Origin of the sequence: Neisseria sp. N95_16 (genome assembly GCF_002551535.2) — a bacterium.
In the GTDB taxonomy this organism is placed as follows: Bacteria; Pseudomonadota; Gammaproteobacteria; order Burkholderiales; family Neisseriaceae; genus Neisseria; species Neisseria brasiliensis.
On record NZ_PDBT02000077.1, the window covers coordinates 1 to 10,881 of the forward strand.

At 47.2% G+C, this 10,881-nt stretch carries 12 protein-coding genes; 1 reads left to right on the forward strand and 11 read right to left on the reverse strand.

The window, feature by feature from the left end:
• From CRG49_RS13995 to CRG49_RS10830, 11 genes are all read right to left on the reverse strand, one after another.
• Window positions 1–171: helix-turn-helix domain-containing protein (locus tag CRG49_RS13995; RefSeq protein WP_157807888.1), on the reverse strand; the 171-nt coding region annotated here is incomplete at its 3' end.
• A gap of 110 nt (window positions 172–281) precedes the next feature.
• Entirely contained in the window at window positions 282–833 is a 552-nt protein-coding gene (locus CRG49_RS10800) for a hypothetical protein (RefSeq protein WP_095502750.1), read from the reverse strand.
• 168 nt (window positions 834–1,001) lie between these two features.
• The gene (locus CRG49_RS10805; protein WP_095502745.1) at window positions 1,002–2,918 is read right to left on the reverse strand and encodes an ATP-binding cassette domain-containing protein; all 1,917 of its coding nucleotides are present in this window, start codon (window positions 2,916–2,918) and stop codon (window positions 1,002–1,004) included.
• A 111-nt stretch (window positions 2,919–3,029) separates the two neighbouring features.
• A complete protein-coding gene (locus tag CRG49_RS13775; RefSeq protein ID WP_304528864.1) occupies window positions 3,030–3,428 on the reverse strand; it encodes a hypothetical protein in 399 nt (132 codons plus the stop codon).
• Window positions 3,359–3,748, reverse strand: a complete 390-nt coding sequence (locus tag CRG49_RS13780) for a hypothetical protein (protein WP_304528863.1) — start codon at window positions 3,746–3,748, stop codon at window positions 3,359–3,361. The genes CRG49_RS13775 and CRG49_RS13780 overlap by 70 nt, the downstream gene beginning before the upstream one ends.
• A gap of 97 nt (window positions 3,749–3,845) precedes the next feature.
• Complete coding sequence (gene xylB / locus CRG49_RS10815) at window positions 3,846–5,318, reverse strand: xylulokinase (RefSeq protein ID WP_095502746.1); 1,473 nt, start codon at window positions 5,316–5,318, stop codon at window positions 3,846–3,848.
• Between the two features lie 78 nt (window positions 5,319–5,396).
• Window positions 5,397–5,675, reverse strand: coding sequence for a hypothetical protein (locus CRG49_RS13360; protein WP_229437050.1), 279 nt, complete (start codon window positions 5,673–5,675; stop codon window positions 5,397–5,399).
• Entirely contained in the window at window positions 5,672–6,073 is a 402-nt protein-coding gene (locus CRG49_RS13365) for a hypothetical protein (RefSeq protein ID WP_198515159.1), read from the reverse strand. The genes CRG49_RS13360 and CRG49_RS13365 overlap by 4 nt, the downstream gene beginning before the upstream one ends.
• A complete protein-coding gene (locus tag CRG49_RS13370) occupies window positions 5,986–6,768 on the reverse strand; it encodes a hypothetical protein (protein WP_198515160.1) in 783 nt (260 codons plus the stop codon). The genes CRG49_RS13365 and CRG49_RS13370 overlap by 88 nt, the downstream gene beginning before the upstream one ends.
• 588 nt (window positions 6,769–7,356) lie before the next feature.
• Complete coding sequence (locus CRG49_RS10825) at window positions 7,357–9,267, reverse strand: alpha-amylase family protein (protein ID WP_095502747.1); 1,911 nt, start codon at window positions 9,265–9,267, stop codon at window positions 7,357–7,359.
• Window positions 9,268–9,605: 338 nt separating this feature from the next.
• Window positions 9,606–9,953 carry an arsenate reductase gene (locus CRG49_RS10830; protein WP_095502748.1) on the reverse strand — a complete coding sequence of 116 codons (348 nt, stop codon included), beginning with the start codon at window positions 9,951–9,953 and terminating at the stop codon, window positions 9,606–9,608.
• A gap of 132 nt (window positions 9,954–10,085) precedes the next feature.
• Here CRG49_RS10830 and CRG49_RS10835 point away from each other — a divergent pair, with 132 nt between their 5' ends.
• Complete coding sequence (locus tag CRG49_RS10835) at window positions 10,086–10,736, forward strand: hypothetical protein (RefSeq protein WP_095502749.1); 651 nt, start codon at window positions 10,086–10,088, stop codon at window positions 10,734–10,736.
• The last annotated feature ends 145 nt before the right edge of the window (window positions 10,737–10,881 follow it).

Sequence of the window (10,881 nt, forward strand, 5' to 3'; positions counted from 1 at the left end):
CTGTTGTGCTTTTCGGTAACAGTAGGTTCCGTTGACGGAATGCCGTCTGATTTCCCGACTGACGGTGGCGGGATGACAACCGATGTTCTGTGCGATTTGGTTTAGGGGTAGGTTGCGGTAATGTCTGGAAATGTAGTATCTTTGGTGTGAGGTCAGTTGTGTGTAGGCCATATTGCAATCTTTCTTGTCAGGAAAGGCAGTATACTACCGCATACTGGCCTTTTCTGTTATTGGAAATTGCACTTGTTAGGCGAATGTAAGGGCCTTTGTTTATATCGTCGTTACATACGCCCCAATTCGCGTTGCAGGGCTTGAATGTTTTGCTGGCGGTCGAGTACCGAACCTTCCAGATTTTTGATTTGCTGGCGGTCGATGGTGCCGCCCTTCACGGCGCGTGCTTGTGCCAAAGATTTTTGCGCTTCAGACAAGGCTTTGCGCTCGTTGCTCAATTCGGTTTCCAAAATGGCGCGGCGGCTGTTGCTGGCTGCAGGTTTAGGCGCAGGTGCGGCAACAGATGGCGTGGTCGGGCGAATCGGTGCCGTCGGCGCTTTGGCTTTGGCACTCACTGTTTTATTTGAACTGCGCTTGGTGTGAGTAGCCGCTTTAGACGCTTTGGGCTGTGGTGCAGGTGCGGCCACCACTTCAGGCGCATCGTAGCGCGCGCTGCTGTATCGGCCAATCGGTGGCAAATCAGGCGCATGGCAGCCACCCGACGGGCGCGATGTATAGACGACTGTGCCATTGATTTCGCAGGTATAGATCTTGCTGGCTTCTGCTGCAACGCTAGAAACCGCGATGATGGCGGCAAATGTGTTTAAAGCAAAGTATTTCATGTTCATTCTGATACACCATGCCTGCTTTTCAGACGGCATGATGATAATAGTAAAGTGAGTGGGATAATGTGTATTTGGCCGCTTACGCAATCATTTCAACGATTTCTTTAAAATCATAATCTTGCCATGATTTTTCAGACGGCCTTTTTATTATTAAAATAGAAAGATTCAAGCAAACTCGGCATCAATTTGAGTCAAAATCTCTTCCAACTCTTCCTGCCACAGCAGCCAATTTTCTTCCAATTCGTTTAATTTTACTTTAGTTTCAGCCAATTGCGTGAGTGTTTCCTGCAATTTGGCTTTGTTTTCATCGGAATACGCGGCTTCTTGTGCCAAAAATGCTTCACAGGCCGTCTGAATCTCGGTCAGCTTGGCGATTTCTTTTTCGGCTTTGTCGATTTTCTGCTGAACCGGTTTGCCGCGCTTGGCTTTTTCCTGACGGATTTGCGCTTCGATGCGCTTGGTGTCTTTGCGGTTTTGCGATTGTGCGGATGCGGCCGGTGCGGCAGCAGCATTTTCCTGCGCCAAACGCCATTGGCGGTAATCGTTCAAATCGCCGTCAAACGGATTCAGACGGCCTTTGTCGATTAATAAGAAACCGTCAGTCGTGGCTTCCAGCAAGCTGCGGTCGTGCGACACCACAATCAATGCACCTTGGAAACTCTGCAAAGCCAGGGTCAAGGCGTGGCGCATGTCCAAATCCAAATGGTTGGTCGGCTCGTCAAGCAACAGCAGATTCGGCTTTTGCCACACAATCATCGCCAAAGCCAAACGCGCTTTCTCACCGCCGGAAAACGGTTCGATTTTCTGCAAAGCCATGTCGCCGACAAAGTTGAAACCGCCCAAAAAATTGCGGATTTCTTGCTCGCGCACTTCCGGTGAAAGCTGCTGAATATGCCAAACCGGGCTTTGGTCGTCGCGCAAGGTATCGAGCTGATGCTGCGCAAAATAGCCGATATTGAGTTTTTCCGAGCGCACAATCTGGCCGGAAAGCAAATCCAACTCGCCTGCCAATGCCTTGATAAACGTTGATTTACCGCTGCCGTTAACGCCCAGCAAACCATAGCGTGCGCCGCTTTCCAGCGACAAACTCAAATCGTGCAGCACCACATTGTCGCCATAGCTCAAATCCGCTTTATCCAGTTTCAACAATGGATTAGGTAAATGCGCCGGGCTTTCAAATTCAAACGAAAATTCACTGTCTAAATGTGCGGGAGCGATGCGCTCCAATTTTGCCAAAGCTTTCATGCGGCTTTGCGCCTGTGTGGCTTTGGTGGCCTTGGCTTTGAAGCGGTCGATAAACGACTGCAAATGCTTGATTTGCGTTTGCTGCTTCACATACGCGGCTTGCTGCTGCGCCAAACGCTGCGCGCGCTCGTTTTGGTAGAAATCGTAATTGCCGCCGTATTGGGTTAATTTTTGATTGGATAATTCAATCGTTTGCGTGGTAGTCGCGTTGAGAAAATCGCGGTCATGCGAAATGATGATTTGCGTGCAGGCCAAATTGGCCAAATGGTTTTCCAGCCATAACACGGTTTCCAAATCCAAGTGGTTGGTCGGTTCGTCAAGCAGCAGCAAATCAGCACGGCGCATCAAGGCTTGCGCCAAATTCAGGCGCATACGCCAACCGCCGGAAAACGCTTTCACCGGCTTGGTGTGTTCTTCTTGAGAAAAGCCCAAACCGCTCAATAATTTGGCCGCGCGTGCCGGTGCGGTGTAGGCATCGATTTCGTCTAACTTGGCATGATACTCCGCCTGCTTCATGCCGTCGTTTTGCGCTTCGGCTTGGCTTAAGGCCGTCTGAAACATTTGTAATTCCGTATCACCCTGCAACACATAATCCAGCGCCGAAGTTTCCAACGCCGGTGTCTCCTGCGCCACGGCAGCCAGCTTCCAAGTAGGCGGAATCAGAATATCGCCGCCATCCTGACTGATTTCGCCCTTAATTAACGCAAACAAGCTCGATTTACCCGTGCCGTTTTTACCAATCAAACCCACGCGCTGATTGGGGTTGATGGTGACGCTGGCTTTATCCAGCAACACTTTCAAGCCGCGTTGTAAGGTCAGGTTTTTTAATTCAATCATGGGAAACTCTATATCAAGATGGCTAAGCGTAAAGGCGGTATTTTACCTGAAATCGATACAAAAAGGCCGTCTGAAAAACAAGTTTTCAGACGGCCTGATCGGGTTTACAAATTAAGCATTTGTTTCTTTTCGTCCGTAAATATCGAAGCCCGGTTGCTTCACACGCAACAAGAAGGTAACGAAGAAAGCAAAAATATACAAAGCAGTACAAGCATAAACCACGCCGATAAAGCTAAACATTGGCAACACTAAAGTCGCAATCGCAGGAGCCACAAAGTTAGACAAACCGGCTGACAAGTTATACACCGAAATGGCCGCGCCTTGGTGTTTTGGTTCTAAAGTAGTGAATACCGCCGTCATTGGCACAAACGCCGCCACAAACCAACCCAGCAAAATCGCTGGAATCCACGCCATCATAAATTCGGAAGTGGATGCGCCTTCTACGCCTGCCGGTGCAACTTTGTTGTACCACTGAGGCAAATAGTAAAACACCAGTGACGATACCGCCATACCAATACAGCCAAACCAAAAATCAAAAACAACACGTGAAACACACACCACATGATAAAACCGATAATCATGGTTTTACGTGGCGTAATAATCTCGGCCAACACGCCGGAAATCCAAGCCAACAGCGCGGCAGCGAAACCATAAACCGCAAAAGCGGAAGAAGATTGCGCTTCGGTAAAGCCTAAATCGGTAATGTATTTCGACAAAAATGCCAACTCAAAACCGTCTCCGGTCATAAACAGGGCAATGGCAAGATAGCCCCATACCAAATTCAAGGGCATGCCCAGCCATTGTTTGTTTTCTGTTTCTAATTTATTCATCATCATCCTTTGATTTGAGATTCAATAAATGCCGTCTGAAAGCGAACAGACGGCATTCATCATTTGTTTATCATTGATAAAAATACTTTCAAAACTTTCAGACGGCCTCGGCTTGTCTAAAAGCTTTGTCTTGTTGGTACAAAGCACGGAAACGCGCATACCGCTCGGCCAAATAATCCGCATTAGCGGCTTCTGGTTCAAACACTTGTGCAATTTCAGGCTTGGTACAAACCTCTTTTTCATCGGCACCGACAGCTAAAGCCGCCAAACGTGCCGCACCCAATGCGCCGCCGGTTTCGCCACCTTTATGCGTCACAATCGGCAGTTGCAGCGTATCGGCCAGCAGTTTTACCCAGAGCGAGCTGCGTGCGCCGCCACCCAATAACGAACATTGTGCAATGTGCGTGCCACTTTCCTGTAATACACGCACACCGTCGGCAATGCCAAAGCCCACACCTTCAATCACGGCATAGCCCATTACTGCGCGGTCGCTGCTGTGGCGGATACCATGGAAAATACCGCTGGCAAACGGGTCGTTGTGCGGTGTACGTTCGCCTGAAAGATACGGCAGAAAAATTGGCGCATTGGCTTTTTGTTCCGCGCTCAAACTGGCGATTTCAACCAGCAAATCAGCCTCGCTCACGCCAATCAGTTTGCAATACCAGCTCAAGCAGGCTGCCGCACTCAACATCACACTCATTTGATGCCAACGATTAGGCAAAGCGTGGCAGAAGCAATGCACCGCATCTTTAGGCGCAGGACGATAGGCTTCATTCACCACAAACACCACGCCAGAAGTGCCCAGCGAAATAAACGCATCGCCCGGATTGACCGCACCGACACCGACCGCGCTGGCGGCATTGTCGCCACCACCGCCCGCCACAACAACTTCAGCGCTCAAGCTCCATTTTTCAGCAATTCCCGGCAAGAGCGTGCCGCTGTTGTCACTGCCTTCAATCAAGGCAGGCATGTGTTCGCGGGTCAAACCTGTGGCGGCCAATACTTCATCCGACCAATCGCGCTTGGCCACATCCAGCCACAACATACCGGCTGCATCCGACATTTCGGATACTTTTTTACCAGTCATCAAAAAGCGGATGTAGTCTTTCGGCAGCAATACCGAGGCCGTCTGAACAAAAATTTCCGGCTCGTGTTTTTTCACCCACAATAATTTCGGTGCGGTAAAACCGGGCATGGCCAAGTTGCCGGTGATGTCGTGCAAATCAGGAACAGCAGCTTCCAATTCGGTGCATTCTTCTGCACTGCGGGTGTCGTTCCACAAAATTACCGGACGCAACACTTGATTGTCTTTGCCCAGTAACACCGCGCCGTGCATCTGGCCGGATAAACCGATGGCCTTGACCGAATACCAAGCCTCACCGGCTTTTTCACGCATTTTCGCCATCAAGTCGTTGGTGACCTGCCACCATTCTGCCGCCGACTGCTCCGACCATTGTGGATGCGGGCGTTGAATGGAAAGCGGCAAGCCGTGTGTACACACGATATTGGCGTGTTCATCCAGCAATAAAGCTTTGATTTCGGATGTGCCGTAATCTAAACCGAGATACATAATGATTTCCTTCAAGCAATAAAAGGCCGTCTGAAAGACATCTTTCAAAGCTTTTTCTTTTCAGACGGCCTATTCGGTTTATTTCACAAATTCGCGTGCTTTGGCGACTTGTTCGCGCAACAAGGCTTCAAAATCGGCATTGGCAGACAATTCGCCGAACAAGGCTTTGTCAGTGGCGAAAACATGAATCGGATCATCAGATTCAAACATCGCATGCACCGCGGCTTCATCCAAAATACCGTCTTGATAGGCATAAGGCAGCTTACCTTGGTGCCATTGCTCCATAAAGACGAAGAAAATCGCCGGGATCAATGCGGTTGCCGCCGGACGCGCGCCTTGTTTGTAGCGCTCAATCAAGGTCGGCTGGATTTGCGCCGGAATTTTGAGAAGCCGTCGGCCGCCACGCGTTGGTTGGTGTCTTTGATGTGCGGATTGGTGAAACGCTCCAGCACCACGTCGCGGTATTTGCCCAAATCAATCAAATCGTTGCCCAAGCTGGCAATCACGTCTTCGGTGACATAGTCGTAGGCTACTTGGCGCACTTTGTCGTTTAAAGTGCTGTCGTGGATAAACAATTCACCTTGTAAAGTACCCGCCCATGCAATCGCTGCATGCGGCACGTTCAATACGCGGATTTTGGCTTCTTCGTAAGGAATCACCGACTCCACTAATTCCACGCCAACTTTTTCCAAAGCAGGACGGATATTGTCTTTGAAGTTGTCTTCGATGACCCATTGAATAAAGGTTTCGCCCATAACCGGGCGCCCTGTCGTCGATGCCGGTTTTTTTCTTTGATACGCGCAGACAAATCTTCGGCAGGATGCGGCACAATGCGGTCAACCATGGTATTCGGCGTAGTAGCGTTTTGCGCTAGCCAATCGATCAAGTCGTTTTGCTTGGTCAATTGTAGAAACTCCACCAAACCGTCATGGAAGCGCTCGCCATTATGGCGCACGTTGTCGCAGCACAATAAAGTCACGCGGCCGTCTGAAAGTTTCATACGCTTACGCAGAATTTTGGCAATCACGCCATAGATGGTTTCATGACCGCCCTGCAAATCCGCCTGTAAAGCCACATCATTTTGTACCAGCTTGAATTTGCTGTCGAGATAATAGCCCGCTTCGGTAACGGTAAAGGCAATAACTTTAGTGTTTTCCGCCGCGCCCACGGCAATCAGCGACGCCAAATCGGCTGCCCAACGAATCGGCTGCTTGATGGATTTAATCACTTCATATTCACGCTCATCATGCGGGCTGACGGTTTCCAAGACATATTCGCCGTTTTGAGCCAACATTGCTTCCACAGTGTGTTCGCTGTCGTTGCGGATATTACCTGCCGCAATCGACCAACTGTCGTCGCCAGATTTAATCAATTCATTGATATACCATGCTTGATGCGCACGATGAAATGATCCAAGGCCGATGTGTAACCATGTATATTGTTGACTCATTGCAAACTCCTTAAAAAATTGCATTATCTGTGAAGCTGGTTTAACATAATTTAACGAATTTCGTCTTATATGTATGTAACTTACCGAAACTCAGATTCTGCTTTTACTTGAACTTAATTTCAGGTCAAGAATTTATTTTATTACAGAGCCTTCAATAAATTGTTAATATTATTTAGTCGTAAATTATTTAAATTCATAATGTTATATAAAACTACATGTGATAAAAGGTTAAGATTGATGATAAACTCGCTTAAATCAATTTTATATCTATCACCCTGTAAAGGTTAAATTATTTAAACTTACTACTACATGCCACTAGATTACTGATTTATGTCGGCTACATTTTTTGAAACATAATTTCACTGAAGTAATTCACATTTATGTCCTATTCAACAGTATTTTGAGTAATTTATATAAAAAACGTAAAGTTGATATTATTTTTTTAGGGGTCTTATCTCCTAAAAAGAGCTTCGTTTTCCCTTTAATAAAAGCATATCCCTTAAAAATTATCATTTTGAAACCAAAAAAGGCCGTCTGAAAAACAAGTTTTCAGACGGCCTCTAAATCGCTTTAATCAAATGCGAAACATTATGCGATTTCCAACCACATCACTTGATACGGACGCAATTCCACATCTTGATTCAATTTCACGGTTTCGCCGCTGATTAAATCTTTAGCTTGGAACGGCATCGCCTGCAATGCGTGTGCAGTAATGGTTTGCGGGAATTCGCTGAAGTTGGCAAAGGCCAAAAGCGCATTGTTGCGGATGTAGCCAATCACATGTTTATTGTGGGTGTAGAACGTGACCAAACGTCCACCATCAAAACGCGGATTATTTTGACGAATCTCAATCATGTGGCGCAAACCTTGGTAAATTTGGCCTGCCGTGGTCGATTCATCGTGACGCTGGTTGTACAACTCTTCGTTGTAACGCGGACGGTGCGCCCAACGGCTGTCGTCGCGTTTGTTTTCATCATGCGACCAATCGGTATCGTTTAAGGTACCGACTTCATCGCCCAGATAAATCAACGGCAAGCCGCCGGTGCTCATCACGATGCTGTAGAGCAGTTTCAAACGGTCAACGGCAAACGGATCGTTTTGCGCCAAACCCACCAAAGCCGCCGCCGTACCGCTCACGCGGCAATCGCCTGTGGTCGGATTGTATTGGAATGGTTCACCGCGGGCAAAGCTGCCATCGTAATGATTGACAAAGAAGCGGTTGAGAAATTGGCGGTGATCGTAGCCGTGAATGCCGAATTGGCCGGCATCTTCGTCGGCAAATGTCCAACCGATGTCGTCATGACTGCGTACATAGTTCACCCACGCAGTGTGTTCCGGCAAGTTGTGACGGTAAGTCAGCGCATGGTGCAACAGGTTCACTTCACGCGTGGCTAAGGTATTCCACAACAAGGCCATCTGCAATGGGTTGTAGCCGATTTGGCATTCGTTTTGGCCGATGTATTGCACCACTTCATCAGGGTGAACAATGGCTTCGGATTTGAAGAATACACCGGGTGCGGCAATGCGCATCACAGCATTAAACGCGCGAATCAAAGCATGGGCTTGCGGCAGGCTTTCGCAAGTAGTGCCCATTTGTTTCCAAATAAAGGCCACCGCGTCCATGCGCAGAATGTCCACGCCCAAATTGGCCAAGAACATCATCTCACCGGCCATGGCATTGAATACCCATGGATTGCTGTAGTTCAAATCCCATTGGAAGGAATTGAAGGTTGTCCATACCCAGCGGCCATCTTCCAATTGCGAGAAACCACCCGGATGCTGGTCAGGGAAGATTTCGCGCAAGGTGCGGTCGTATTGGTCGGGCATCCAGCGGTCGGGGAAAATATAGTAGAAATTGTCATACAACGGATTACCGGCCGCGCACTCTATTGCCCAATGATGCTCGTTTGACGTGTGGTTGAAAATAAAATCCACCACCGTCGAAATACCGGCTTCGTGCAAAGCCGCAATCACGTCGCGCAAATCGTCAATCGTACCCAAAGCAGGATTGACATCGCGGTAGCTGCTCACAGCATAGCCGCCATCGCTCTTACCCTCAGGACATTTAAACAGCGACATCAGGTGCAGATAAGTCAGTCCCAATTCTTTGAAATAAGGGATTTTTGCTTTCAAACCCTGCAAATCACCGGCAAACAAATCCACATAGCACACACCGCCGACTTGTTTATTCGACAAAATCCAATCCGGATCGGCTTCACGAGCGGCATCGGTTTGCTTCAGCGATTTGGCACGTTGCGAATAGCTTTGCCATGATTGGGCAAATAATTGCTCCAACATCGGCAAAACGGCTTCGTTATTGCCGTAAACATTATCCAACTCATACATTAAGCTCGGAAAATGCGTTTGCAAACGCTCGCTGAATTTTTGCCAATCTTCCGAACGCTCAATACTTGCGCGCTGCTCGGGCGTATAAATCGTCAATACACGCTCTTTTAAGTGCTGAAGGGTCAAATCGACCTGCTGGGTTTGAGTCAACATAATGCCTGCTCCGATTAAGGTAAAATATCAAACAGCCTGACTTAACAGGAAATTTTTTTTAAAATTCTTTTACATCGCCAAACATCATACTGCAACTCATAGCCCATGCCTAGTGGCTGCCGATAGCTTTTCATTACAATATTGACAATCGTTTCAGACGGCCATTTGCCTATTATGCGGATTTGATGAGATAACCATACTTATCCAATTGATTTAATGAGAACAAAATTTAAATCACGATTTAATTTTATCCATCATACGCTTTAAATAAATGGCCCTATTCAATAGCGAAATCGTGCATATCGTTTGACTCAAATCAAAGGCCGTCTGAAACTTAATCAGCCAAAAATCTGCTGATAATGCTCGGCCGAAAAGCCAACATAAAATTGGCCGTCTTTATCCAATACTGGGCGTTTAATCACGCTTGGATTGTCAACCATAATGCGGACAGCACCTTCCTGCTCGGCGGCTTGTGCCTGCGTTTGCTCATCTAATTTACGCCATGTTGTGCCGCGTTTGTTCAACAAGTTTTCTAAGGGGATTTGTGACAACCATGCCGTGATCAATTCAGGTGTCGGCGGTGATTTTTTGAAATCGACAAACTCGGCTTCTACACCGTTATCCGCCAGCCATACGCGGGCTTTTTTAACTGTGTCGCAATTCGGAATACCATATAATTTAATCATGTTCAGCCTTTCATTGATTTTTGCCCTGCCATTCTACCGAGAGCTTGTACAGTTTGCCACAAAATACGGTAGAATAAACAACAATGGCTTTGGCCGATATTCCGACACACGACATCATTACGGAGCGACCCGATGAAAAAAACCGTCACGCTTTCTTTAATTGCCGCTGCTGTGCTTATGGCCGGCTGTTCAGACGAAAAACCGAGCAATTCTTTATTTGAAAAAACCATCAATCAATATGCCAAAAATCAAGGTATTTGCCTGCCTTTGGTTTTGAATGTGCAAAATCCGCGCGGCAACGACAGCTTCACGCAAGTGCCGATTGGTACGCCTGAAATCAAGTTGGCGGAAAAAGACCGTAAAGGCAACGACATCAACAAAACTGCATTGAAGCAATTGAGTATTCTGGAAAAAGAAGATTTCTACGAAAAATCTAAAGAAACCATGCCGGTTGCTGCCAATAGCGATGAAACTGTCAAAGTATTGGTTTATAAGCTGACTGAAAAAGGCGAAAAACAAACCCGCGCCAAAGAAAAAATGCCGCATTTCTGCATCGGCCATCAAGAAGTCAATAAAATCAATTGGTACACCGAGCCTAGCCCATCCAACGGCATGACTGTTTCGCGTGTTTCTTACGAAGCAAAATTTGTGCCGGAAAAATGGATCGGTAATTTATTGAAAGCCGGTGGCAATGCCAAATTGCCATTGGATGAAGTGCGTGTGCAGACAGCCACATTGGTTAAAACCAGCGATGGTTGGAAAGACTCACGCGAATTACGTTGATTTGGTGAGTTTTATCAATATAAAAAGGCCGTCTGAAAATATTTAGGGGCTTAGGAAGCAAAATCATCAAAAAACCTGATAAGCTCCTAATATGAAACTAAAAAATAAGTATCAAAAGTTCAGCAAAATTTCAGAGCAAAAGTTT